A 26502-nucleotide genomic window follows, 5' to 3' on the forward strand; every position below is an offset into this window, starting at 1 on the left:
TAAGAGGTTCTTGTAAGAAAGTTAACCGATTCCTAAAGTTTAAATGCATCCTCTACACTGACCGTACCATTGGAAAGTAAAATAGCCAATTTCAACCTTGCTTTTTTACTGTCATAATCCTCACCAAGAATAACACCTCTGTTTTGCAAATCATGCGCACTGCCATTATAGCCATAGGCTGGATAGACTTTTCCTTCCTCAGCACTTGTACTAATCACGATTGTGATTCCTTTATCCAAAGCTGACTGAATAGAATCGACCATAAATGGTGTTACTTGTCCTCGTCCGACACCTTCCAATACGATACCACGCGCCCCGGCGTTTACAGCAGCATCGATCATCACCCCATCTGCCCCTGAATAACACTTTATAATATCCACACGCGGGATTTCCGGCCCAATCTGATAGGATTCATTATAAATGGGTTTTTGATAGACACTGACTACATCATTATCAATGATTCCTAAATATCCATAACCGAATGATTCAAAACCCTGAAGATTGGAAGCATGAACTTTCTTCACGTATCTAGCTGAGTAAATACGCTCATTAAATACAACTAAAACACCGCTATGCTTTAAGTGTTGATTGGCAGCTACATAGATTGAATTCCGTAAATTAGAATAGACATCTGTTCCTACATCCTGAGGAGAGCGCTGGGAACCCGTTACAACAATAGGCCTCGGGTCTTTAGTTGTCAAATCAAGAAAATAGGCAGTTTCCTCTAATGAATCCGTTCCATGGGTTACAACCACCCCACAAACTTCATCATCTTCCAACTCTTTTTCAATCGCTTTTTTAATTAATACCATTTCGTTAAAATCAATATGCATGGACGGTTTTTGCATAAGATTAATAATTTTTATATCGAATCCCTCCGGCAGCTGACAGAGTGCCGCCAATTCTTCGCCACTCATAGCACCTGAATTCAATAGTCCTTTTGATATCTCTTTACTGGCAATCGTACCACCAGTTGTAATCAGGGAAATTTTCTTCATATTACACCTCGCGACAAGTATCAAGCACACTTTATGCTATTCTAAACCTTCTTTTTCCTTTACTGCATTTGCTATTTGCCCACCATGAAATCTTCCATTTTCTATAAATATTTCATTGGCATTATTACCGGCCACGATCACACCGGCCACAAATAAGTTTTCGACGTTCGTTTCCATTGTTTCTTCGTTAATACATGGTTTGCCGGTGTCACAATCAAGCTCAACTCCAACATTCGTTAAGAGACTATAATCTGGATGGTAACCTGTCATGGCAAATACATAATCATTTTGAATTTCTATACTTTGACCCTCTTTTTCGTAAATCACGGTTTGTTCATGAATCTCTTTTAGCACTGATTGAAACTCCATTTTTATTGTTCCATTACGAACATAGGATTCAAACTCCGGCAGTATCCAAGGCTTGATACTTTTGGAATAAGCATCTCCTCGGTAAATCACTGTCACTCTTGCTCCCGCTTTAACAAGTTCAAGTGCTGCGTCCACGCTTGAATTTTTCCCACCGATTACGGCCACATCCATATCATAAAAAGGATGCCCTTCTTTAAAGTAGTGATATACCTTATCCAAATTTTCTCCTGGTATATTCATCATATTAGGTTGATCGTAATAACCGGTCGCAATAATACAATAAGGCGTTTCATATTCATCCTTGCTTGTTTTTATTCTAAATAATCCGTTCTCCTGCTTTTCAATTGATAACACACACTCGTATGTATGGACTCTAAGGTTCTTCCTTTTGGCTACTTCTCTATAATAAGTTAAGGCCTGAAGTCGAACAGGCTTACGATTTTCTGTGATAAAAGCTACATCTCCAATTTCCAACTTCTCGCTTGTTGAAAAAAAAGTTTGATGTGTCGGGTAATGATAGATCGAATTAACAATATTCCCTTTTTCAATAATTAATGGGTTTTTGCCGATTTCCTTTAAACTAATGGAAGCAGCCATTCCGCATGGTCCCCCACCAATCACAATTGCTTCTTCATAATGCATATATGTTTCCTCCAAATAACCGTAAACTCTAATATGCGTATATATTCGTGGTTTTTATACGCTTTTTCTTCTCAATCTATGTGTAAAATGTCCTTTTAATATACCACTTTTAAAAAATTAACTCATCAATCCCATGCAAAAAAGTTCTCTATCTCTCCAGGACAGAAAACTTTTATTTTTGCGCTTGCTCTATTAATTAAATCCAGCCTCTGAATCTTGATGCTTCTGCCATTTTTCTTACTCCAACCATGTATGCAGCCAACCTCATATCAACTCGACGGGATTGAGCTGTATCATAGATTGTATTAAATGATTTAACCATCACTTTTTTTAATTTTTCTTCCACTTCTTCTTCAGACCAATAGTATCCCTGATTATTCTGTACCCACTCAAAATAGGATACTGTTACACCACCGGCAGATGCTAATACATCCGGCACCAATAGAATACCACGATCTGTCAATATTTGTGTACCTTCCAAAGTGGTTGGACCGTTTGCAGCTTCAACAACTATTTTAGCACGAATTTTGTGGGCGTTTTCATCCGTAATTTGATTTTCAATTGCAGCTGGCACCAAAACATCACAATCAAGCTCTAGTAATTCTTGGTTCGAGATTGTATTGGTAAAAAGGTTAGTTACTGTACCAAAGCTATCGCGGCGATCCAATAAATAATCAATATCCAAACCATCCGGATCATGTAAAGCGCCATTTGCATCTGATATACCAATGACCTTGGCACCGGCATCATGCATGAATTTAGCCAAGAAACTTCCAGCATTTCCGAAGCCCTGTACAACAACTCTGGCTCCCTTTAACTCTATGCCGCATTTTTTAACGGCCTCATATATACAAATGGTTACCCCTTTGGCTGTAGCTGATTCCCTGCCGTGTGAACCACCAAGAACAAGTGGTTTTCCGGTAATAAATCCCGGAGAGTTAAATTCATCAATACGGCTGTATTCATCCATCATCCAGGCCATAATCTGTGAATTTGTGAAGACATCCGGAGCCGGTATATCTTTTGTTGGACCAACCACTTGGCTGATTGCCCTTACATATCCACGGCTAAGTCTTTCCAATTCCCGAAAAGACATCGTGCGCGGATCACAAATAATACCGCCTTTCGCACCTCCGTATGGTAAATCAACAATGCCGCATTTCAAGCTCATCCATATGGATAAAGCTTTCATCTCTCTCTCCGTAACATTAGGATGAAAACGAATACCACCCTTTGTCGGTCCAATCGCGTCATTATGCTGAGCACGATAACCAGTAAAGATTTTTACAGAACCATCGTCTAATTTAACTGGTATTTTCACTGTTAACATACGAAGCGGCTCCTTCAATAATTCATAAACCTCTTCTGGATATCCAAGCTTATTTAAAGCCTTATGGATGACAGTCTGAGTAGATTTTAAAACATCTAATTTATCCTCAGTGGATTGATGGTCGGCTGTCATTATAGTACCTCCTACTGATGTATAATAATTAATAACTAATAATTTCCTTCCAGCATAAGTATACAACTTTGGAAATAGTCTGGAAAGTGAAATAAGTATAATAATAGAAAGATGATTCAATATGAGTGCTTGGTACTAAATTTTCTCATTTATTATTCATTTTTATAAATTCAGTATACTTAATAAAGATCATGTAGTGCAAGAAAGCTGTTCAAAACCCGCGAATACCTGTAGATTACCAAAAAAACCACATCACTTAGATGCGATTCTTTATGAAAAATATTTTTTTATAATAGTAATTAGATTATCCTTACAAATCCTATTTCCGTATTCATTCAGATAATCTTTGCTTAAAGTCGAGAACTCCCCAAACTCTAGTAGTATGGCCATTATGGTTGTCTGATTGAAGACTGAATCTCCCTTAATCTCTAAATAATAGTTTGATTGCCAATAATAAAGTGTTCCTTCCAGGTTCCATTTCTCCTGAATTATTTTACAAGCTTGTACAACATCATCAAATTCAGCAAATTCATAAATCATTTGAGCACGCTCTTGTATATTTATTGATAGGGAATTTTCTATGTCTACCTCCACATTTTCATTTGAATTGCATTCCTCTATTTTTAAAATTATATATATACCATCGTTTGGATACGTATATACATCTATTCTAAAAGTACCGTTAACAGAATTTCCATTCACCAAAAGTGCTTCATGAACAATTTTATAAAAAAAGAAGTGTGTATCCAGTGAGTGCATGGTTAACGTTTGCCATCTGACACCTGTTTCTTCCAACTCATCACAGGTAATAAATAGTTTGAACAAAGTCGGGCTGATCTGTTTAAGCTTCATGACAAAATCCTCCTGTAGCTAACTCTTCATTGCATTGTATGAATCGGGCTACAGTCGGTACCTTGTATTAAAATTAAGAAGTTAGCCTCTTAGCCACTCGAATTAGATGGGTTTCGGGTTTTGCTTTTAGACGAAACGGAAGTAAACTGGTTCCATATCCATTACTAGTGAAAATGGTCGTATCCTCCTTCTTACTGATTCCGCCCAATTTATATTTGCCCATTCCAAAAATCCTAATTTGCCCGCCATGAGTATGGCCGCTCAATACCAAATCAATCCCATACGAACTCTCCATAGCCTTTTCAATTTCAGGTGTGTGACTAGCCAATATTTTAAAACTGTCCTCTTCGACCTCTTCCATTGCTAAATCAAGCCTGCCCGTTTGTTCTTTTTCATCATAAAAGTCAATTCCAAGAAGTCGTATTTTACCGCCATCATTCGTTTCAAAAAGTACACTTGTATCCAATAATTCATGTACTCCCACCTCCAAAAATAAGGCATCCAATTCATGTCTATCCACTTCATAATCGTTATTCCCCCATATAAAATAGACAGGTCCCACACTTTTTAGTCTTGTTAAATTTTCTTTAATCCTTTCCATTGAAACTCGTTTCTCCGCAAGATCCCCACCAATTAAAACCAAATCGGCCTTTCCTTTCACCTTACGGATAATCTCCTCACTGATCGTCCGTCTGTGTATATCCGATATAAAAAAGATGGTTAGGGGTTCGCTGCTCGGGAAATTTTTAAAGTCTAATGTGTGTTCAATTACTTGATTTAGATTTGCAAGCCTGTACATATAAACCATGAACATGCATAATCCTATGACAATGATTAACATTAAAATGAGTAGTACTGCCATACAAGTATCTCCTTCCAATCAGTCATCTTTCTTAAAATAAAAGAAGCCAGCCTTATATATATGACCAGCTCCAATCTATTCATTTCCTTATTCTTCAATATGTAAAATTCTAAAGCCTGATTCCTCTAATTTGCTTAAAAATTTATCTATATTTGGCGCCTTCGCTACTTTAATGACAATACGCCTTAAAAGTTTATCTGTTTCATCAAACGTAACAAGCGAAATGATTTGTTGCTGATACTGCCCTGTAATCTCAGTTAATTTGGCAATTCGCCCCTTCGTTTCCACTGTTGTCAATGCAATCCTGACACCAGGCACATGAACACCAAATGTACTTTGGAACTGTTCGATGATATCGTAACGCGTAACTATACCAAGGAAATGATTTTGATCATCTACTACTGCTAATAAGGGAGTTTCTTTTAAATCAATAAATATATTCTCGTATATTTCATGTCCTTTTAATGTTTTATTTATCTCCGCAATCGACTCTGCTTTTGTTTCTTTCAAAAAAATATCTCTAGGCAGTTCAGACAAAAATGCCGCCTTATAGATTCGATACCTTGTAATTGTACCTACATACTGATCTCCTTTTAATACCGGCACTCCCTCAATGCGATGTTTATCCAATACTGCAAAAACCTCTTGAAGAGTATCATTGTAAGAAACCGTATGACAATGATATTTTGAAATCATTATATTCTTTACAAACATTAAAGCACCTCCGACTGCAATATAAGTGTACAAACACTCCTTATACTACTTTTCGACAAATCTTTAACTTCTCCTGCCTTATTGTGAAGGATTATTTATTTTCGTGAAAAAGATTAATATCATACAGATCTTTGAATTTATTAAATAAGATATGTCTATTCTTCCATGCTATTTCATTTTTCCAAAGATCCTTACTCCGGTCAATAATCTCACATCTTAATGCATGGAATTCCTTCTCAGCCTTTTCCATTTTCTTTTTATAATAAAGCATCCCACCATATAAAAAAGCCAGTAATAGAATACATAAAACGATAAATTTGTTTTCAAAAAATTGAACATACATGGCTGTGAAAGAATACGCATAGAGGGGAATAATCTTTTTATATATATAAACACCTAAAGTAGCTATTAAACCTAATGTTAAGTAAATAAATAAAAAATGACGGGATTTATAATGATCAAATTTCTGTTTTCTTTTTACCACATTCCCAAGCATTATTTTTGTAGCTTCATCTGTATGTTCGTCCAAATCATGAATTTGCGCTTCCATAAATCACCTCTCCTTTACATACTAATGTTTATGAAAGAGATGGATCATTTATGTAGTTCTTGTCCACTATTTCTTTCCCCTAAAAAGATTCACATAAATTCACCCTTATTAAGGATTCGTTTTGGACTTGCTGGCTTTCTTATTTATGACAAATCCGAGGATTAAATCAATGGTGAAATGCATAGCTATGGTCACAAACAAATTATCTGTCCATCCATAGATCAACCCAATCAAGAAACTTAACAACAGGATATTGAAAAACAGGTATACATTATATAAATACCTAATATGGATCAGTGCAAAAATTAGGCTGGCAGCCCCTAAACCAAATGTCGTTTGAATGATACCTCTGAATAATAGTTCTTCACATATGGCTACAAATAAGGTAACAAAAAAAATTTGCCGGCCATTCAAAGAACGGAAAATGCGTTGGTTAATACCGCCGTCATCAAAATATCTGTCAGGAAGATACTTCATAGACAGTAAGTCGTAGCCAACCACTAGCAGTCCAGCAGGAACCCCTACTAGGAGAATAGACCAATCTCGATATTCAAACAGCAGAAAGAAATCCTTTAGATCATCAAATATAAATAGACCCAAAACCGACGAAATCAAAAGCAGAAGCACTTGTGTTAGAATCAAGGCCCTGTATAGCTCTGCGTCCTTAAGCTGAGCCAACTGCTCTGCCTGCTTATTTTTCATGATTTCAATTCTTTCCCTTCTGTAAATAATTGTTTCAGTTCCATACGCCAATTTTGATCATTCTTCTGATAATCATTCGATTGTTTCGGGAGGACCTTAACGAGTTCATCCAGTGTGGTTCCACACCGATCACAGCAAAATTCCGTGTTTTTCTGAAGCTCCTGATTAAAATAGGCAGCAATCATCTGCTTTCGGCACTCAGTAGAGGTCATCCAATTTTTTAGTTGATAAAGTTTCACAAGCTTTTCTTTTCTTCTTTTTTCAAGATCGGCATCAATACGGTCAAGGCGGTCTCGTGGATCATGTATATTTTCCATTAGCAGTGCACGGTTCAGTTCCTTTATCCGTTCAAAATGATCGTCACCAATCCAGTCTTCCGTTTTACGACCAGACACCTCACCTTGATTAATGACCCATTCGATTTCAGAACGCGTTGGAAAATCTTTTTCAACAAGATGAGCAGCTTGCCGCTCATCCCCCACTGCGTATAATAGAATGGCTACAGATGGCAATCCATCTCTTCCTGCCCTGCCAATTTCCTGAACATATGCTTCTACACTTAACGGCATGTTTACATGAAAAATAAACCGTATATCATTTTTGTTAATCCCCATTCCAAAAGCATTTGTAGCAACAATGATTCGTAACTGGCCTGATAAAAATTGCTGCTGGATCAGGATTCGATCACTTGTTTCCATACCACCGTGGTAATAGGCAACACCCTCAAACCCTTTTTCTATTAAGTAATCGCTCAATTGCTCAGCCAGCTTCCGGCTGGATACATATATAATTCCTGCACCTTTTATTCTTTTTAACGAATCAATCAACAACTGAAGCTTTTGCTGATAATCGGTTGTTTCTTCTACCAAAATACTGATATTCTCCCTATTCACATTATGAATAATCCTCGTCGCATCCTGAATAGATAAATTTCTCAATATATCCTCTTGAACTTCAGGAGTAGCAGTAGCCGTTAAAGCTAATGTTAACGGATTATTCAACTCTCTTCTGATTTGACCGAGCTGTAAATAGCTTGGCCTAAAATCATAGCCCCATTGCGATATGCAATGGGCTTCATCTACAACGAATAAGGCAATCTTAAGCTTTTTCAACTTATCCAGGATGAATCGTGATTGCAGCATTTCAGGTGAAATATATAAAAATTTGAGTAATGGGAAAGACCTAAGTACCCTATCTCGTTCCGGCTTTGTAAGAAATGAATTTAATGATGCAACTCTCTTTTCACCTTTTGCCTTCATTTGCTCAACCTGATCTTGCATAAGAGCCAATAATGGTGAAATGATAATAACTAATCCATTCATCAGGTACCCAGGCATTTGAAAACTCAAGGTTTTCCCTGTCCCGGTTGGCAGCATAGCAAGTGTATGCCTGCCTTCCATAATGGATTCAATAACTTCCTTCTGTCCGGTCCTGAACGTTTGGAATCCAAACATTTTTTGCAATTGAACTTCAAGTGGCTGCATACTTACACTTCCTTCCTATTGGCCATAACCAGCCTGATTTTAAAATAAGTTATCTCAGCTGGAAGTATCATTTTTAAGTTTCTTAATTGTTTTGTTTTATTGGCAGCTATCGCCTGATCGATTTGTTCTTTTTCCGATTCACTCACGTATACATCAATCGGATAATCAGGCATATTGGAGACAATTTCAACAATATGATCCTCAATCGTATTAACTTTTAAATTTCTTACGGTTGCCACTTCTTCTTTGGACATACCTGATTGAAGCATCTTCAATGTTGTCTGAGTGGAATCGGTTAAGATAACTCGTGCTGATTTTCCCAGTATAACTAATTCTCTCAATACTATATAAGGCGGCTGATTACAGACTTCAAGCATATAATGTATAGTATCCCAAAAGAGAAGTCTTGCATAAAATACGTCTATGTTTAGCTTTCGAGCAGCCTGTTCAATCGTCAGTCCAGCACGCTGGTGACCCGAGAATAAACATACAAGTAACTCTGCACGTACTTCGTTTACGTTACTTAGCAATTCTTCAAGCTCTTTATATAACAAACTGCCCAGTTCTTTTGGAGAGAGAGCAATCTGTTTAAATAGCTTTTTTACGACAATTTGATCCTCTTGGTTACGGGTTACCGGGATAAACGAATGATTGCCATTAAGTAAACAAGAGGTTGTTTGAACCAATAATTGCAACCTCATCCAAAAAGCATGAGCTGCATCTTGATAGGTACGTCCATTTAAATGAGGATAGGGAGGATAATTTCCTTTCCAATATCTAAGTGCATCTTCTCCATGCATAGTACAGCTGTAGATATTGGTGCCTATATTTTTTATATATCCTTGCCTGGCTAGTTCTGAAATCTTTTGATCCCAATAATCTCTTTGTAACTTCGGAAGAACACCAAAGAATTCAGATATATGAAATAACCTGGCATCTTGTATGGGTTGTGAGGATTTTTTTCCATTCAATATATGTAAAGGTGAATAAACAGTCCTCTGCCCCTTTAGTGCATCTATCAAATACAGTATTAATCCGTCAATATATGATATAATCATGTTTTAACTCCTTTACCCGAACGAGTTTGACACTTATATCTTACCAAATAGATGGACACTCATGCTTACATTTCAATATTCTATGTTGTATCCATGTTCTAAAAACACGCGAAATATTGGCTATTGAAAAGTTATACCATCAGTTTTACAATAGGGTGAGGGGTTTGATATCTAGTACGGTATCAAAATATATATATCTTTACGGGAGGTATTTAGCATGGCTAAATTTACTATTGTTGACAAAGAAACTTGCATTGCTTGTGGTGCTTGCGGGGCAGCTGCTCCAGATATTTATGATTATGATGATGAAGGTATTGCATTTGTTACTTTAGATGAGAACCAAGGTATTGTCGAAATTCCAGATGTTCTTCTTGATGACATGATGGACGCTTTTGAAGGATGCCCAACAGATTCTATAAAAGTTGCTGATGAGTCATTTGATGGAGACGCTTTGAAATTTGAATAGTATCGCATTAATAAAGCCTCTGCGTTTGCAGAGGCTTTTTGCATTCTATTTATACATTTCGTAATACAGATTGTTTCGAGAACCATCCTTGCATTTTAGTAAATAAAAGCATAAATACAATGGCGATTATAGTACCTTTTATTATATTAAAAGGTATGATTGCTGTTGTAATCATTGCCCGAATCTCTGTACCAGACATGTTCCAATTCATTAATACACTATAAGTTGGGAGCAAAACGAAGTAGTTGACAAGACTCATAAATAAAGCTAATACAATTGTACCGCCGACAAGTCCGTATACCATCCCTCTTTTTGTACCCAGTTTTTTGTAAAAGTAGTAGACAGGCATGATAAAAGCAACGCCTCCGATAAAGTTAGCAAAATGCCCCACTGGAATCCCTGTATCGCTTCCTGTCATGATATAATCTAAAATGTTTTTTAATAATTCTACCAGGATCCCTGCAACCGGTCCTAAAATGATGGTTGCAATCAAAGCTGGAATATCACTGAAATCGATTTGCAGAAATGTTGGAAAACCCGGAAACGGGAAGTTCATAATCATCAGAACATATCCGATTGCACCCAACATCCCAATCGTAACCATTTTTTGAATCTTACTTACACTGTTTTTCATGATTCCTCTCTCCTTTAGGTGTGGTTCTACCTCTTCTAGAAGAAAGGCTCTGCCTGCAGTAACGTATATCGTGAAACCATGCCATAAAAAATCCCCTTATCTGTTACTAGATAAAGGGAGAATAAGGCAATCTGAAACAAACGTTCACGAATACTCGTTTTTTGAACGTTAACAGAGACCTCCATCTTCTCCCATCCAGACTATACTGTCGGCTTTGGAATCTCACCAAATCCTGCCTTTACAGGCTCGCGGGCTTAGATTGTACATCATCACCGCCGGTAGGGAATCGCACCCTGCCCCGAAGATAGACCGTATTTAATTAGTAAATGGCTCTGTAAATTGAGTAGGCTTAATCGTTCGCCATTGAATTTACGTAGACCATCTCTAATTTGATTTTATCTCAATAAATCAAATAAAACAAGAGATTGTATTCAGACTATCTCAGTATGAATATATATTATTCTATTTTTTAGTTGATTAGCCAATAAGTTTCTATATATTTAAAACATGCACCGAAGTAAAATGAGTCATTATGGTTATGTAACCGATAAGTATTTAGAAATATCAAAATAGTAAGCGTTTACATTATTAATCTTGATTGACACACAGATTATAAGTCTTGTAGAGTGAAACATAATAAATACTTCTGCAGGAAGGTGACAAGATTGTTTAAAGTGCTCATAGCGGATTCAATCAAGCCCGATGGTTTAACGCCATTCGTTGGCAGGGATGACATAGAGGTTGTCCAAAAGAAGATAGATGAAGTAAGCGGAGAATTGCATCTGTTTGATGCACTTTTAGTCAGAAGCTCTACAAAAGTAACAGAAGATTTGCTTCAGAAAATGACAAATCTAAAAATCATAGCGCGCGCTGGCGTAGGAATCGACAACATAGATGTACCTTCCTGTACAAATCGCGGAATCATTGTGGTCAATGCACCTGATGGCAATACCATCTCGACCGCTGAGCACACGTTTGCCATGATGGCATCTCTTGCTCGAAATATCCCCCAAGCTCACCAATCATTAAAAAATCGCGCCTGGGAACGAAACCGTTATGCAGGCACGGAATTAAAGGGTAAAACTTTAGGTATTGTCGGAATGGGGAGAATCGGTACTGAAATATCTAAACGAGCGAAGGCCTTTCAAATGAACATATTTGCATACGATCCTTTTATTACCTCTGACCGCGCTAAAGAATTGGGTGTAACTGTTGGTTCACTGGAGAATTTGATTGAGGTATCTGATTTTATTACTGTTCATACTCCATTAAACAAGGATACCAAAGGCTTATTTAATAATGAAACGATACATAAGTGTAAAGATGGCGTTTATCTAATTAATTGTGCCAGAGGCGGTATTATTGATGAAGATGCTTTATATGAAGCCGTTATTGAAGGGAAAGTGGCTGGAGCAGCCTTGGATGTATTTGTCGAAGAACCTCCGCTAAATAATAAATTGCTATCCTTGGATCAAATTATTGTAACTCCCCATTTAGGTGCTTCGACAAGGGAAGCCCAATTAAATGTGGCTAAACAGGTTGCAAAAGAAGTCGTATCCTATGTGGATGGAATTCCCGTTTCAAACTCCATCAATTTACCAGCCATACCTGCTGAATTGTTTAATAAAATACAGCCCTATTATCAATTGGTTAAAAAACTGGGTTCCTTCTTATCACAGTATATAAATGAAGGTATCAACGAACTTTCTATCACATACGGCGGTGATACGTTTGATTTTGATTCTTCCCTTCTAACAAAATCACTTGTTTCAGGCTTTTTTAAAGAACGTGCTGACGTTACAATCAATGAAGTAAATGCACTTATATATGCAAAAGAACGTTCTGTCACAATTGGCGAGAAAATTTCAAATGAAACACATGGTTATTCCAATAGTATTACAGTAAGAATCAAAGGCGAAACCAAACAAATTGAACTAAAGGCTACCTATATAAAGGAATATGGACCTAGAATCGTTGCCATCAATGACTTTAAAATCGACTTTTATCCAGATGGCCATATCCTCTATATTCAGCACTACGACAGACCAGGTGTGATTGGTATTGTCGGTAAAAAACTTGGCGATCTTAACCTTAATATCGCCACCATGCAGGTCGGACGTAAAGAAGCCGGCGGCGAAGCCATCATGGTTCTTACATTTGATGAAAAAATTCCTCAATCCGTTATAACTGAACTGGCCGTCAATGCTGAAATATCTGTGGTCAAAGCAATCAATTTGTACGAGGCATAAAATAAAAAAGGAATTCAGAATTGCCCTCTTTAGAGCATTCTGAATTCTTTTTGTCTGCAACCTGAGGGATCCATCAATGTGATGGATCCCTCTCTTATAGCTTAAGATTATCTTAGCTATGTTTTTGTTTAGCTACTTTTGTATAGGATGTTTGTATTTCCGGTTCTTGTTTTATCCAAGTTTCTTCCATTTGTTCAAGCGTTTTCCCCTTTGTTTCCGGTACGAATTTCCACACAAAGATGGCAGACAGAATACTCATTAATCCGTAGAATCCATACGTAAAACCTCCGCTAAATTCCATCATCATTGGATAAGTGGAAGAGATGAAATAGTTGGCTGCCCATTGAGCAGCTACCGCAATTGCAACAGCCTGTCCACGAATTTTATTAGGAAATATTTCAGATATCAGAACCCAACAAATTGGCCCCCAGGACATCATAAAGGATGCTGTATAAATAATAATGAAAACCAAGGTCCATATGCCAATGATATTTGCATAGGCTAATCCGGATACCCCGATCATTCCGACAGCCATCCCGATAGAACCAATAATTAGTAAAGGCTTACGTCCCCATTTATCAACAGTCATAATTGCGACTATTGTAAAAACGACATTAACTAAGCCCATCACAATCGTCTGCAACATGGACGCATCCTTAGCTGCCCCCATACTTTCAAATATACGCGGTGCATAATAGAGCGCGACATTGATACCGACAAACTGTTGGAACATCGAGAGCAGAATTCCAACAACAATAACTAATTTGCCATATTCAAACAATTTGCCGGAAGAGGCTGTTGTATGGATATTCGACTTAATATCTCGCATAATTTTTTGTGCCATTTGTTGACCATTTATCTTTGTAAGTACTTCCAATGCCTTTTTATTTTGATTTTTCAAGGCCAAATATCTGGGTGTCTCTGGGACTAACAATAATAATAGCCCAAAGAGCACTGCAGGAATTGCACCTGAAGCAAACATATATCGCCACCCAATATCATTAATCCAGGAGATTGACTGTCCATCTGCAATTTTCCAATTGACAAAGTAGACAACCAGCATACCAAAAATGATGGCAAACTGATTAAAGGATACAAGCTTACCTCGAATATCAGCCGGTGCAATCTCCCCTATGTATATAGGTACAACTGCAGAAGCTAAACCTACACCAATGCCTCCAATGATTCGATAAAGATTAAATGTAAGCAACAAAGCGATCGTTGGTTCTCCCATAGTGAAAAATAAAAATTCTGGATAAGCTGAACCTAAGGCTGAAAGAGTAAACAATACAGATGCAATAATCAACGAATTTTTCCGCCCAAATTTTGAAGCAAAATATCCTGATATAATCCCACCAATAATACAGCCAATCAATGCGCTTGAGATAGTTGCCCCATGCACAAAGGAACTTAAGCCAAGGCTATCGATAAAATAGACTTCCAGTGATTTTTCCGCTCCAGAGATCACGGCTGTATCATAGCCAAAAAGTAGACCTCCGATGGCGGCAATTAGCGTTAAAAATACAATGTAAAATGAATTTCTTCCCGATTTACTCATAGATGCCTTCCCCTTTTAAATATGTTTATCTTACTGTAATTTTGTAAACCTTTACATTTTATAAAGGATATTAGCACATAAAGCAGCTAATATCCTCATAATTCTTATAAATTTCTATATTGTATAGAATAATTTATCCGCGGTAGGCATCCAATATATATTGATTTAATATCGCTTTTAATTGTTCCTGTCTGCCGGATTTATTTTTAATTTCACCAAGTCCAAGAGCGTATTTTTCCAATTGCTTCAAATCCGTATTACCCTTCACAATATCTAGACCAATTCCGTCTGTGAAGCTGCTATAACGGTCTGCAACAAATTGATCCAATACCTTGTCATCAATTAATTTTTGAGCGACTTTTGCTCCGACAGCAAAGCTATCCATTCCAGCAATATGAGCGAAGAACAGATCTTCCGATTCAAATGAACCACGTCTAACCTTGGCATCAAAGTTTAAACCACCTGAACCAAGCCCATCATTTTTAAGAATTTCATACATGGCTAACGTAGTAGAGTACATGTCTGTCGGGAATTCATCTGTATCCCAGCCAAGTAAAGGGTCACCTTGGTTCGCATCTACAGAACCAAGCATATCGTTTATACGTGCTAAACGTAATTCATGTTCAAATGTATGGCCAGCAAGAGTAGCATGGTTGGCTTCAATATTAAATTTAAAGTGATCCTTTAAATCATAAGCTTGTAAGAATGATAAAGAAGTAGCTACATCAAAATCGTATTGATGTTTGGTAGGTTCCTTAGGTTTTGGTTCAATTAAGAATTGGGCATCGAAGCCGATCTCTTTCGCATAATCCACAGCCATATGGAAGAAACGGGCCAAATTATCCTGTTCCAATTTCATGTCTGTATTCAGTAAAGTTTCATATCCTTCACGTCCACCCCAGAATACATAATTTTCTGAACCTAATTCTTTTCCGACTTCAAGTCCCTTTTTCACCTTGGCAGCTGCATAAGCAAATACATCTGCATTAGGAGCTGTTGCTGCACCGTGCATCCAGCGTGGATGGGAGAACATATTGGCCGTATTCCAAAGTAATTTTGTTTTGCTATCTTTTAAGTAATCCTTCATCATCGCTACGATACTATCAAGATTTTTGTTTGTTTCACTTAAAGTTGCCCCTTCTGGAGCAATATCAACATCATGGAAACAAAAGAATGGCACATTCATTTTTTCAAAAAATTCAAAGGAAGCCTCTACCCTTGCTTTTGCTAAATCCATACCAGAATAATTATTATACGGACGAATCATGGTAGCTTGTCCGAATGGATCTGTCCCATCAGCAGTGAATGTATGCCAATAAGAAACAGCAAAACGCATAAGATCCTCCATTTTCTTTCCATTAATTACTTCTTCAGGATTATAATATTTAAATGCATATGGATTGGATGAAGCGGGTCCTTCATAGTTTACTTGTTTACAAAAGTCAAAATAATTCATTGATTATTCCTCCTGTTTTGAAATCGTTTTCATATGTTTACATTCAAATTATAACAGGAAAAACTTAGTTTGTCTAATGGATAAACTAAGTTTTTATCTATTTAAAACTATAGTTCTATCATAATGGTTAGATATGATACTTTCTGCCTAACTTTTAACAGCTTAATAGTATCCAAAACAGATCCTTTTCTCCTCATCTACTGCAGAAAAGATCCCATTTCCCGATTAAAAGAAGAACTTAGAAAGAAAATGCCTATTCGGAAAGGAACCTAAAATTAAAAAAGCGACAGACTCCCATAAAAATATCTATCACTTTTTATTAAGATATCTGCCATCCTTAAATGCAGGTTAATGAGTCACTTTACTATCATTTTTCTGGATTTGCTCATGTAATGTCTTTCTAACTGCACCAGGTCTCAGAATCAGTTGCTTGAAAAAAACTTCAATACTATTTCCCAAACCTACTTCATATAAATCTACTCCAAATATTCTTTTATTTGATAGAATGGGCCGTAAATACCAACAACCTTTTTTCAGATCGCTTATAAGAAAACCCATAGTCAAAATGCAAAAAAGCACATCACTCATGTGATATGCTTTGATCTAACCGTTCCTTGTGTAACAAGATTTATCTGCTTAATTCTTCTTTTTCGTTGGCAGGAAAAACGTAAATGTCGTACCCTGTCCAACCTTGCTATACACATCGATTTTACCGCCATGGCCTTTAATAATATTCTTGGCTATTGCCAGACCAAGGCCTGTGCCTGATCTTCCTCTTGTCCTCGCTTTATCAACCTTAAAAAATCTTTCGAAAACAAATGGTAATTCTTCCTCAGATATCCCTACACCAGAATCCTTCACGTCAAATAAAGTACCATTATCCATCGTTCTTTGGATTATTTGTACTTCGCCTCCCTCTGGTGTATGGCGCAATGCGTTATCAATTAAGTTGGTAAATACCTGTTCAATCCGATCAGGATCTATTCGAATAAATGCTTCTGGCTGGTCAAGTGTAGTAAAGACTGCTACATGTTTATCCTGAGCTGTCCTTTGGAACTTCTTTGAAATTCTTGTGAGGAAACTGCCAACTTCTACTTCTTCAATGGTTAAAGTTTGATGTCCTGCTTCCATCCTTGCCAAGTCCAAGAGTTCATTGACCAACCGGCCCATTCTCAAAGATTCATCATATATGACCTGTGCCATTTCTTTTTTCTCTTCTGCCGTTTCCGCAATATCATCTATGATTGCTTCACTGTATCCCTGGAGCATGGCAATCGGTGTCCGGAGCTCATGTGATACATTGGCTATAAAGTCTTTACGCATTTTATCAAGCCGACGTTCCTCCGTCATATCCCGCAAAACTGCAACTGCTCCACGGACATCATTATGACGGTAGAGCGGATTCATGAGAATAACCCAGTCATGTCCCTGTGTGGATATCTCAGCTACTTTGCCTTTTTCTGTTTCTTTAACTTCAAGGAATAAATCCCTCAAAGTAACAGGAACTTCTAGCCCATGCTGTTTTTCTTGATTGGCTTCATCAAAATAGCTATACCTTAAAAAGTCCTCAGCCGGAGGATTTGTTACCAAGATCTCTCCTTCTCGGTTGAAAGTGATCACTCCATCGGCCATACTAATTAAAATATTCGATAAATTTTCTTTCTGCTGCTGTAATGCCGTCATATTATATTTCAGCTGCCGTGCCATTTGATTGAAAGCAGTCGCCAATTCACCAATTTCGTCATTTGTTAAAATGGGGACTTTCATATCAAATTTTCCTCTGGCTAATTCGAAGGCTGCTTCCCGCATTTTCCTTAGCGGAGCCGTTATTCTCGATAACAAGAAAAAAGCAAAGATGGTTGTTAAAACAATACCAACTCCAACAGCAATCAAAATAAAGATGGTCGTTTGTGCGCTTGTACTCTCGCTGGAATCGACTGATTGAAAGGCATAGATAGCTCCATCCATTCCCTGGACAACGAGAGGAATTCCAACAATAGTCCCTTGGGTAACATCATCTCCACCCAGAACAGATGAAAGATAGGTAGTTTCTGAAACTTGCTTATCATCCAATAATGCTTTTTTTAAGGTCTCATCCTGAGAGAAAAGTTGATAGACTTCATTCTTATTCACATTATTCAAACTACTGTATATGGCGTTTTTATCCAAAACTATCACAATATCTTTATTCGCATCAATGACTTGCCATATAATTTGTGTTGATTTGCCTATGTCTGAATCTTCCTCTAAAACGGCTTCCACTTGTTTTGCTGTTTGATATAAAGAAGATTTAGCTTCCTCCATACTTTGGTTATGAAAAAATTCAAGGAGCAATACAGTTAAGATGAATAGAACGAAAGTGAATAGCAAGATAATAGTGAGCCATAGTTTTCCGACAACACTTTTCCAGAACATTAGTCGTTGACTACCTCGAATTTATATCCAACGCCCCATACTGTAACAATCATACTAGCTGCAGCCTCAGATACCTTATTTAATTTTTCTCTTAATCTCTTTATATGGGTATCAACTGTACGTAAATCACCAAAGAATTCGTAATGCCAAACTTCTTTTAACAATTGTTCTCTGTCATAGACTTTATCCGGCGTTTTTGCCAAAAAGTATAATAGTTCATATTCTTTAGGAGTTAACGCAACTTCAACACCATCAGCCAGAACTCTGTGAGCATCATTATCAATCGTCAAATGTTTAAAGACCACCAGATCTTTAGACGATGTCTCTGATTGAATATAAGAGCTTTTAGATGATCTTCTTAGCAAAGCTTTAACCCGTAAAACGACTTCCCTTGGGCTGAACGGCTTTACGATATAATCATCTGTTCCTGCTTCAAATCCCTGCACTCGGTTAACTTCTTCCCCTTTTGCAGTCAGTATAATAACAGGCGTTGCCTTTTTTTCACGTAACTCTTTGCAAACCTCAATCCCATCTTTACCAGGCATCATCAAATCCAGAAGGATTAAATCATAATCATTCGTCAACGCGAGTTCCAATGCGTCTTCCCCATTATCTGCCTCATCAATTATATATTCTTCACGCTCTAAATACATTTTCAATAGTCTTCTAATGCGGTCCTCATCATCTACTATAAGCAATCGTATGTTGTTTTCTTCCATCAACCGGACCTCCTCTATGTATAAACTCATAACTATACAAATATATCCACGATACTTGTTTTATTATACATGGATACCAAAAATTTAGGAATAGAAAAGTGAATATTTACATAAATACAGCTTTTTAAAAAGATGAATTTATCTAATAATCATATTACCTCTAACAGATACCCGCTCGGAAGCAGTTTTTTAGCATGGTAGTGTGTGGTTATCTCGGGAAATCCTATTTTTTTCACCATAAGAAAGCTCCATATAAAAATAATAGGAAATCACCTCATATGGAACATTCACACTTAGGTTTCTATCAGGTCTGCAACTAAACTGGCATGAGATTATGATACCTAAACTTTAACCTTCTGCAACAATAAAAGGCTTCCTCATCAGGAAGCCCTCTTTTTCTTACATACTTGCATATGAATGCAATCCAGCTATAACCAGATTAACAGCTACCAGATTAAACATAATGATAACAAAGCCTATTACGGCAAGCCATGCAGACTTTTCACCATGCCAGCCTTTCGATATTCGCAGATGTAAAAAGGCTGCGTAGAATAGCCAGGTTATTAAAGCCCACACTTCCTTAGGATCCCATCCCCAGAATCTGGACCAAGCCATCTGCGCCCAAATCATGGCAAAGATTAGGGCTCCCAACGTAAATACAGGGAATCCGATCAGAACAGATCTATACCCAATTTCATCCAGAAGATCTAAATTGACTGATTTAACTAAAGGCTTCAAAGCTGCTCCTATACGTTTACGTACAATTAAACGAATCAATCCATACAGTACTGTGCCAATAAGAAGAGACCAAACTACTGTATTGAGTTTTTTCGCATTAATAATTAATGGAAGTTCAACTAATGGATCCATGCCTGAATCAGAAACCAGCTTCGCTTCATTCGGGACAAAAAACGCTGGCATAGTATAATCCGCTGTTTCTTCTACTCCATCCTTATTCGTCCAACTATAGCTAGCTTCATAATCAGTTAACGAAAAAACAGTGGTCGAGGCAACAAATCCTACCGTACAAAGCAATCCAAATAAAACAGCTTCAAGCCAAAATGTACTTTTTGTAGCTTTTGATTGATTAACAGACCGTATCAGATATATCAGCCCGACAGCAAAGCTAATGGCCAAAATAGCTTCTCCTGCAGCTGCAGTTGTAACATGGATATACAGCCAGTCACTTTTTAATGCCGGAATTAAAGGGGAGATATCCCTTGGAAACATGCTGGCATACGCTATTATTAATAGCGAGATTGGTAGAGCGAACACTCCCAGAATAGCAGTTTTATAGATAAAATAAATGATAATAAAGGCACCAACAAGCATCATTCCAAAAAATGTCGTAAACTCAAACAAATTACTGACTGGAGCATGTCCTCCAGCAATCCATCGAGTGATAAAATAACCCAGCTGTGAAACAAACCCGATCATCGTTATGATAATACCAGCTTTAGCCCAATTATCATAACTACGCTTATCATTCTTACCTTTTATTGTTCCTGCAAATACAAATGTAGCGATTAAGTACAAAATAAAAGCAATATATAATAGATTACTGCTCAATGTTGCCACTCTTTATTCCCCCTCTTTCTTGCTCTCTTCTCCTACGGTTTGATCATACGGTAACGGAATAGAAGTCCCCTCTACTATTTCATTAATCTCCCGCTTGATGCCAAACCAGTTTTTGTTCGTATGAGCTGCCACAAAAATTTTATTTCCTTTTTTCTGTATCCAAATTCTTCTATGATTCCAGTAAGCTCCCTGAATAACCCCGATCATAAAGATGAGTCCTCCAAGACCCAACACCCATAAGGTTAGATCCTTACGCACAGTCAAAACAGTTGCAAACCCTGTTTCTACATTCACAAACTTCAGCTTATATTCGGTTTCACCCAATGGTTCAAGGGTTTGTTTAATCGCAACAAAACTAACTTCGCCATCAGGATGCTCCGGTGATATGAGTTTAAAGATAAAGGCTGGGTTATTGGGAAACCGGCTTTTTGTTGTCGGCTGGTCATTTTCATTGAATTCGAAATCCGGAAAATAACTCTCCAAATGTACTGAATAGCCATTGCCAAGTTCATAGCGTTCCTTTGGATTATTCAAATCAACTGTTAAGTTGCCAAACTCCTTTTCGGTTGCTTTATTAATTAAGGTGAATGACATATTAGTCATGCTTTCTTCATAGGATGTTTGATACAGAGCAAAGGAGTCAAACTTTAAAGGTTCATTTACACGTATCGGATAATCCTTAATTTTTTTAAGCTTTACTTCTTCACCCGGTAAAGTCTCTCCTACTGCCTGATAGAGAGTGGCATCTGTTTGATAATTTTTCACGACCGTACCAACCCGGTCCAATGTTGCTTCAAACTCTTCTTTTTCCTTATCTTTATCATAGACTTCTACGGTAAAGTCATGATTTTCAACAAAATATTCCCCATTTGTGCCAGGTACAGCCCTTTTTTCCCCTTCAGGAATTCTCAAGTAATCATTTACATACATTCCAGGAATAAAACGCAACATTCCGCCAATTAAAAAAATGATAAGACCTATATGATTAACATAAGGACCCCACCTGGAAAAACGATTCTTCTCGGCTAAAATACTGCCATTATCTTCCCTTATATTATAACGCTTCGCTTTTAATCTCGTTTTAATTAATTCATAGGTTTCTTTGTCTTCTTCAACCGCACCTTCACCAAAAATGCGCTGTCTGCGCAAAAAGCCTTCATTTCTTATGACTCTCTGATTCTTCAACGCTCTGTATAACGGAATAAAACGATCAAGACTGGCAATTACGAGTGACACTCCCAAAAGGGACACTAACAATAAAAACCACCATGAACTATATAAATTATGTAATCCTAACGCATAATACAGTTTACCGAACCAGCCGTATTGATTTTCATAAAAGGTTTCAGCTGATTCTCCATTCGGTATATACATCTCTTGTGGAAATATCGTACCAATAGAAGCCGCAATGAGCGGAAGGATAATTAAGGTAACGCCTACCTTTACAGAGGAGAAGAAATTCCAAACTTTGTCGACCATCGATTTATTATAGGTCTGGGATCTTCTGGCACTGCCTTCATATTTCATATCCAATAATTTTTTATCTTCTTCTACCTGATTGAGAACCTTCCCGCAAGCTTCACAAAATATGGTTCCATATGGATTAACATGACCACATTCACAAGTTATTTCTTTCATCCCTATTTACCCCTTGTTATGGCTGGATTTTCTCCATCATCTTTTGTATCTTCTCTTCTGTTAAACTTCCAGTTGTTGAATCTACTACCTTCCCATTCTTATCGATTAAAAATGTAGCCGGCAAGCTGCCAATTAAATATTGCTGCTGTACCTGATTATCTTTATCGATCACAACCGGGAATGTAAGGCCATGCCGTTCAACAAACTTTTGAACAACTAAATCCGCTTCATTGACGTTTACTGCTAACACCTGAACCCCTTTATCTTTAAAAACTTCATATTGACTTTGCATATAAGGCATTTCATATTCGCACGGTTTGCACCATGTACCCCAGAAATTAAGAAATACCCCTTGCCCCTTATATTCCTCCAAAACATGCTTTACCCCTTCGAGATCTGTTAAAGCAAAGTTTGGAGCGGTTTCATTTATTTCCAGCGTTTTTTCCTTGCCCAGTGTCAGGCTCGAAAAAAGTACATAAACGACTGCACCAGCCAAAAGGGCCAGTACCAACATTCTCATCCATTTACGCCTTTGTTTGGCCAAAAAAAATCCCTCCACCCTGTTCTAAACATACATAAATCATAGCGCTGCCAAACAGGCATTTGTTTAGAACAGCGCTATGATTAGATTTAATTAATCTTTATGAAGTGCCATATAACGCAACTGCTTAACTTCATGGGGTGTTAACTCTCTATAATCCCCAGTGTTTACACCGTGGAGTGTTAAAAACCCATATCGTTCACGTTTCAGTTTGATTACTGGCATTCCAATTGCTTCAAACATACGACGAACTTGTCGATTTCTTCCCTCGTGAATAGTCAGCTCTACTATAGAAGATTGTTTTCTCCTGTCCATTGAAATCAATTTTACCTTGGCAGGAGCAGTTTTTCCGTCTTCCAATTCGACACCGCGTTCTAATCTCTTCAATAATTCACGAGAAGGAATCCCTTGAATTTTTGCCACGTACGTTTTTTCAATTTCATGTTTTGGGTGCATAAGGGCATTAGCGAACTCTCCATCATTGGTAAGCAGGATTAACCCTGATGTATCATAATCCAGTCTGCCCACAGGGTAAATACGCTGTTCAATAAGCGGGATTAAGTCTACCACCGTTTTTCTTCCTTTATCATCATTGGCAGCTGAAATGACACCTCTTGGCTTATACAGCAAGAAATATACCGGTTCTTCCTTTTCCACAGGTACACCGCTTACCTCTATCTGCTCATTCGGGCCAACTTTAACGCCAAGTTCTTTGACAACCTTACCGTTTACGGTCACTTTGCCTTCTAAGATTAATTGTTCTGCTTTTCTTCGGGAGGCGATTCCAGCCTGTGCTATCACTTTTTGTAATCTTTCCATATTAATCACCTGTCTAATTTTACTTTTTCTGTATTCTTTACTCAAATAATAGGCATTCTACCTAGTTGTTCATTATACTTTGTTTTTGGTGAAAGTGATATGTACTTTCACGCATATTATTTCATTACTTGCAAAGAAACACAAAAAAATCGGCTTTTTATACCGATTTTTTCTAGAATTTACTATTTTTTCGACTAACTTGTCCATTTTGTGACAATTCCGTGTCTATTGAAACATAATTCCAGCCAGTAAGATTGCTGCACCAATCCCAACAAAATCAGCCAAAAGACCTACTTTTAACGCATCACCCATTTTCTTTATCCCCACCGCACCAAAATAGACCGTTAAAACATAGAACGTTGTATCTGTGCTTCCCTGAATCGTAGAAGCAACCTTACCTATAAAAGAATCAGGTCCATACGTAGCAATGAGATCACTGACCATTCCGAGTGAAGCATTTCCTGAGATTGGTCTAATCAGCGCTAATGGCACGACCTCTGAAGGTACTCCCAAAAAATTCAATACTGGCTTCATCCAACTAATTAACAAATCCATGGCTCCCGAAGCGCGAAAAATAGAAATAGCCACCATCATGCCAATAAGATAGGGGATAATTGAAAAGGTGATTTTGATTCCTTCCTTCCCGCCTTCTACAAAGGTCTCATAAGTTGGTACCTTCTTTATAGCAGCCATTCCAAGAATGAGCAGAATAACGGTAGGTATCATCCATAAGGATATAATCGAAATCCAGTGCATTAGTCAATCCCCTTTCTCGCTCTCTTCAAGTAAAAGTAGCGATCTAAGATAATCGCAGCAATCGTCGCAATGACAGTCGCCAGAAATGTTGGGCCTACGATTTCTGTTGGATTAGCTGAATTGTAATGAATACGGATTCCTATGACGGTCGTAGGAATGAGTGTCAGCCCGGAGGTATTCAATGCAAGAAACGTAATCATGGAGCGACTTGCTGTATCCTTGCCGCCATTTAACTCTTTTAATTGTTCCATTGCCTTAATTCCCAGGGGGGTTGCCGCATTTCCTAATCCAAATGTGTTCGCCATAATATTGGATACGATATACCCCATCGCTGGATGACCCGGTGGTACCTCTGGGAATAACCTCGAGACTATTGGTTTCACCAATCGGGTCAAACTATCCAACAGACCTGCCTCTTCTGCAATCTTCATGATGCCCAGCCAGAAAACAAGTACACTCATTAAACCAAAGCATAAGGTAACCGATTCTTTTGCGCTCTTAAAGATGGCTTCATTCACTTCTGCCATTGTTCCAGTTACCATGGCATACAGGATACCGATTAAACTGATACCAACCCAAATATGATTAACCATTTGCTTTCACACCTGAAAAAGTATAGAAGACTTCTTTCCATATGCCAAAGACGGTTTGATCTTTCTTATGTAGATAAATGGGTTTAGAGATTACCGTACGGCCATCCAGAATAACGTTAGCTGTCCCTATTTTTGATGGGAGCTTCTTCCCTTTTTTCCACTGCTTTTTGGGCTTTTTTAACTCATACTTAACTTCAATCTGCTCCATTTCCTCTTTCGTAAGCGGATAGGTAAGTGATGATTTTAAATAAGCTTTGTTTTTATAAAACCCTCTTTTTATGGTCTTTATCGTTCCACTTGGGACTACTTCAGTCATAGCATAATTAGCAAATCCCGCTTCATAAAGGGCTATATGATCTGCCCAATCTGATGAATCATCTATCGTAACCGTGATCAAATCCAATCCATCTTTTGTTGCAGTTGTCACTAATGTACGGCGTGCTTTTTTTGTGTACCCTGTTTTACCGCCCGTACAATATTTATATTTCTCGGTCAGAAGTTTATTTTTGTTTTTCCAAACTCGGTCCCACACTTCATTTGGGTTTGGTGCTCGATGGATTTTGGTTCCGGCAATTTTTTGATACGTTTTATTACCCATCGCATACTTGGTTAAGATGGCCATATCATAAGCCGTTGAATAATGGTTATCTGAATCATCCAGTCCATGCGGATTACTGAAATGGCTATTCTCCATGCCAATCCACTCTGCTTTTTGATTCATTAAAGCAGAGAATCCTTCCACACTTCCTCCCACATACTCAGCAATTGCAATGGCCGCATCATTTCCTGACCGAAGCATAAGCCCATATACAAGATCACTCAATTTAATTTTTTCACCCACCTGCAAATAGATGGCTGACCCTTCAGCTTTTAAAATCGAGTCTGTTATCGTTACGTTCTCATCCATCTTTCCAGATTCAATCGCAAGAACCGCAGTCATAATTTTGGTAATGCTCGCGATCCTTCGCTTTGTATGGGCATCTTTTTCATATAATATTCTGCCAGTACTCTGCTCAATCATAATCGCACTTTTGGCACCTGTTTGGATCTTTTCAATTGATTGGGATTGAGCTGAAACTGGACTTACCGGCGAAAGAAAATTTGCCAAAAGCAGAATCATGATGAGGACTATACCTGTCACTTTCCACTGCACTAAGCTGAATGGATGAGTCCTTTTAGCAGGATTTCGATTTAATCTATCTATGTACCGTTTATATTTGAAAGAGTACCCTTTCACCATACTCGTCCCCTCCATGTTTTTGTACAAGTCTATGCATAGAGATTCTTAAACAGAATCAATTTATATAGAGACAGGTAATTATGAGTAAGTGTGCAAGGAAGGAATGGTTTTATAGAATGGGGAAAGAACCATTATTTCTGACGTCTG

25 protein-coding genes and 1 riboswitch are annotated in these 26502 nt (G+C 37.7%); of the genes, 2 read left to right on the top strand and 23 right to left on the bottom strand.

Features of this window, described 5'->3' with window-relative positions:
• Positions 1-32: 32 nt before the first annotated feature.
• The 10 genes from AC4G3K_RS01515 to AC4G3K_RS01560 all read right to left on the bottom strand — a co-directional run bounded on the left by AC4G3K_RS01515 (position 33) and on the right by AC4G3K_RS01560 (position 9693).
• Positions 33-998 carry an asparaginase gene (locus tag AC4G3K_RS01515; protein ID WP_491075520.1) on the bottom strand — a complete coding sequence of 322 codons (966 nt, stop codon included), beginning with the start codon at positions 996-998 and terminating at the stop codon, positions 33-35.
• 36 nt (positions 999-1034) lie between these two features.
• The gene (locus tag AC4G3K_RS01520; protein ID WP_491132222.1) at positions 1035-2009 is read right to left on the bottom strand and encodes a YpdA family putative bacillithiol disulfide reductase; all 975 of its coding nucleotides are present in this window, start codon (positions 2007-2009) and stop codon (positions 1035-1037) included.
• Positions 2010-2205: 196 nt separating this feature from the next.
• A complete protein-coding gene (locus tag AC4G3K_RS01525; protein WP_491075522.1) occupies positions 2206-3471 on the bottom strand; it encodes a Glu/Leu/Phe/Val family dehydrogenase in 1266 nt (421 codons plus the stop codon).
• Positions 3472-3741: 270 nt separating this feature from the next.
• Positions 3742-4323, bottom strand: coding sequence for an adaptor protein MecA (locus AC4G3K_RS01530; RefSeq protein WP_491132223.1), 582 nt, complete (start codon positions 4321-4323; stop codon positions 3742-3744).
• 73 nt (positions 4324-4396) lie between these two features.
• Positions 4397-5185, bottom strand: coding sequence for a metallophosphoesterase (locus AC4G3K_RS01535; RefSeq protein ID WP_491075524.1), 789 nt, complete (start codon positions 5183-5185; stop codon positions 4397-4399).
• A gap of 87 nt (positions 5186-5272) precedes the next feature.
• On the bottom strand, positions 5273-5899 hold the full coding sequence (locus AC4G3K_RS01540) for a CBS domain-containing protein (protein WP_491075525.1): 627 nt from the start codon (positions 5897-5899) through the stop codon (positions 5273-5275).
• Between the two features lie 91 nt (positions 5900-5990).
• Complete coding sequence (locus tag AC4G3K_RS01545) at positions 5991-6449, bottom strand: DUF2663 family protein (protein ID WP_491075526.1); 459 nt, start codon at positions 6447-6449, stop codon at positions 5991-5993.
• Between the two features lie 108 nt (positions 6450-6557).
• Positions 6558-7151, bottom strand: a complete 594-nt coding sequence (locus tag AC4G3K_RS01550; RefSeq protein WP_491132224.1) for a CPBP family intramembrane glutamic endopeptidase — start codon at positions 7149-7151, stop codon at positions 6558-6560.
• Positions 7148-8635, bottom strand: coding sequence for a RecQ family ATP-dependent DNA helicase (locus AC4G3K_RS01555; protein ID WP_491132225.1), 1488 nt, complete (start codon positions 8633-8635; stop codon positions 7148-7150). The genes AC4G3K_RS01550 and AC4G3K_RS01555 overlap by 4 nt, the downstream gene beginning before the upstream one ends.
• 2 nt (positions 8636-8637) lie before the next feature.
• Complete coding sequence (locus AC4G3K_RS01560) at positions 8638-9693, bottom strand: YpbB family protein (protein ID WP_491132226.1); 1056 nt, start codon at positions 9691-9693, stop codon at positions 8638-8640.
• A gap of 217 nt (positions 9694-9910) precedes the next feature.
• Here AC4G3K_RS01560 and AC4G3K_RS01565 point away from each other — a divergent pair, with 217 nt between their 5' ends.
• Positions 9911-10159 carry a ferredoxin gene (locus tag AC4G3K_RS01565; RefSeq protein WP_491075530.1) on the top strand — a complete coding sequence of 83 codons (249 nt, stop codon included), beginning with the start codon at positions 9911-9913 and terminating at the stop codon, positions 10157-10159.
• Between the two features lie 49 nt (positions 10160-10208).
• On the opposite strand, the gene AC4G3K_RS01570 is transcribed toward AC4G3K_RS01565, so the two are convergent.
• Together AC4G3K_RS01570 and AC4G3K_RS01575 are read right to left on the bottom strand one after the other, a co-directional pair.
• Positions 10209-10793, bottom strand: a complete 585-nt coding sequence (locus AC4G3K_RS01570) for an ECF transporter S component (RefSeq protein WP_491132227.1) — start codon at positions 10791-10793, stop codon at positions 10209-10211.
• A 35-nt stretch (positions 10794-10828) separates the two neighbouring features.
• The gene (locus tag AC4G3K_RS01575) at positions 10829-10978 is read right to left on the bottom strand and encodes a hypothetical protein (RefSeq protein WP_491075532.1); all 150 of its coding nucleotides are present in this window, start codon (positions 10976-10978) and stop codon (positions 10829-10831) included.
• Positions 10973-11103: riboswitch (FMN riboswitch) on the bottom strand. Its footprint overlaps the gene before it by 6 nt.
• A gap of 355 nt (positions 11104-11458) precedes the next feature.
• Here AC4G3K_RS01575 and serA point away from each other — a divergent pair.
• On the top strand, positions 11459-13042 hold the full coding sequence (gene serA / locus AC4G3K_RS01580) for a phosphoglycerate dehydrogenase (protein WP_491075533.1): 1584 nt from the start codon (positions 11459-11461) through the stop codon (positions 13040-13042).
• 112 nt (positions 13043-13154) lie between these two features.
• Here serA and xylE read toward each other — a convergent pair whose 3' ends face one another.
• From xylE to AC4G3K_RS01635, 11 genes are all read right to left on the bottom strand, one after another.
• Positions 13155-14600 carry a D-xylose transporter XylE gene (gene xylE, locus AC4G3K_RS01585; protein ID WP_491075534.1) on the bottom strand — a complete coding sequence of 482 codons (1446 nt, stop codon included), beginning with the start codon at positions 14598-14600 and terminating at the stop codon, positions 13155-13157.
• A gap of 133 nt (positions 14601-14733) precedes the next feature.
• On the bottom strand, positions 14734-16056 hold the full coding sequence (gene xylA / locus AC4G3K_RS01590) for a xylose isomerase (protein WP_491132228.1): 1323 nt from the start codon (positions 16054-16056) through the stop codon (positions 14734-14736).
• Positions 16057-16692: 636 nt separating this feature from the next.
• The gene (locus AC4G3K_RS01595) at positions 16693-18471 is read right to left on the bottom strand and encodes an ATP-binding protein (RefSeq protein WP_491132229.1); all 1779 of its coding nucleotides are present in this window, start codon (positions 18469-18471) and stop codon (positions 16693-16695) included.
• Complete coding sequence (locus AC4G3K_RS01600) at positions 18471-19190, bottom strand: response regulator transcription factor (protein ID WP_491075537.1); 720 nt, start codon at positions 19188-19190, stop codon at positions 18471-18473. The genes AC4G3K_RS01595 and AC4G3K_RS01600 overlap by 1 nt, the downstream gene beginning before the upstream one ends.
• A gap of 399 nt (positions 19191-19589) precedes the next feature.
• Positions 19590-20768 carry a c-type cytochrome biogenesis protein CcsB gene (gene ccsB, locus AC4G3K_RS01605; protein WP_491132230.1) on the bottom strand — a complete coding sequence of 393 codons (1179 nt, stop codon included), beginning with the start codon at positions 20766-20768 and terminating at the stop codon, positions 19590-19592.
• A gap of 3 nt (positions 20769-20771) precedes the next feature.
• Positions 20772-22406, bottom strand: coding sequence for a cytochrome c biogenesis protein ResB (gene resB / locus AC4G3K_RS01610; RefSeq protein ID WP_491132231.1), 1635 nt, complete (start codon positions 22404-22406; stop codon positions 20772-20774).
• A gap of 16 nt (positions 22407-22422) precedes the next feature.
• Positions 22423-22950 carry a thiol-disulfide oxidoreductase ResA gene (gene resA, locus AC4G3K_RS01615; protein WP_491132232.1) on the bottom strand — a complete coding sequence of 176 codons (528 nt, stop codon included), beginning with the start codon at positions 22948-22950 and terminating at the stop codon, positions 22423-22425.
• 90 nt (positions 22951-23040) lie between these two features.
• Positions 23041-23766: a 23S rRNA pseudouridine(2605) synthase RluB gene (rluB, locus tag AC4G3K_RS01620; protein WP_491075541.1), complete on the bottom strand. Its 726-nt coding sequence runs from the start codon at positions 23764-23766 to the stop codon at positions 23041-23043.
• Positions 23767-23991: 225 nt separating this feature from the next.
• Entirely contained in the window at positions 23992-24522 is a 531-nt protein-coding gene (locus AC4G3K_RS01625) for a spore maturation protein (RefSeq protein ID WP_491132233.1), read from the bottom strand.
• Complete coding sequence (locus AC4G3K_RS01630; protein WP_491132234.1) at positions 24522-25115, bottom strand: nucleoside recognition domain-containing protein; 594 nt, start codon at positions 25113-25115, stop codon at positions 24522-24524. The genes AC4G3K_RS01625 and AC4G3K_RS01630 overlap by 1 nt, the downstream gene beginning before the upstream one ends.
• Complete coding sequence (locus AC4G3K_RS01635) at positions 25108-26235, bottom strand: D-alanyl-D-alanine carboxypeptidase family protein (protein ID WP_491132648.1); 1128 nt, start codon at positions 26233-26235, stop codon at positions 25108-25110. The genes AC4G3K_RS01630 and AC4G3K_RS01635 overlap by 8 nt, the downstream gene beginning before the upstream one ends.
• Between the last annotated feature and the right edge of the window lie 267 nt (positions 26236-26502).

This window comes from Bacillus sp. z26 (genome assembly GCF_058313635.1).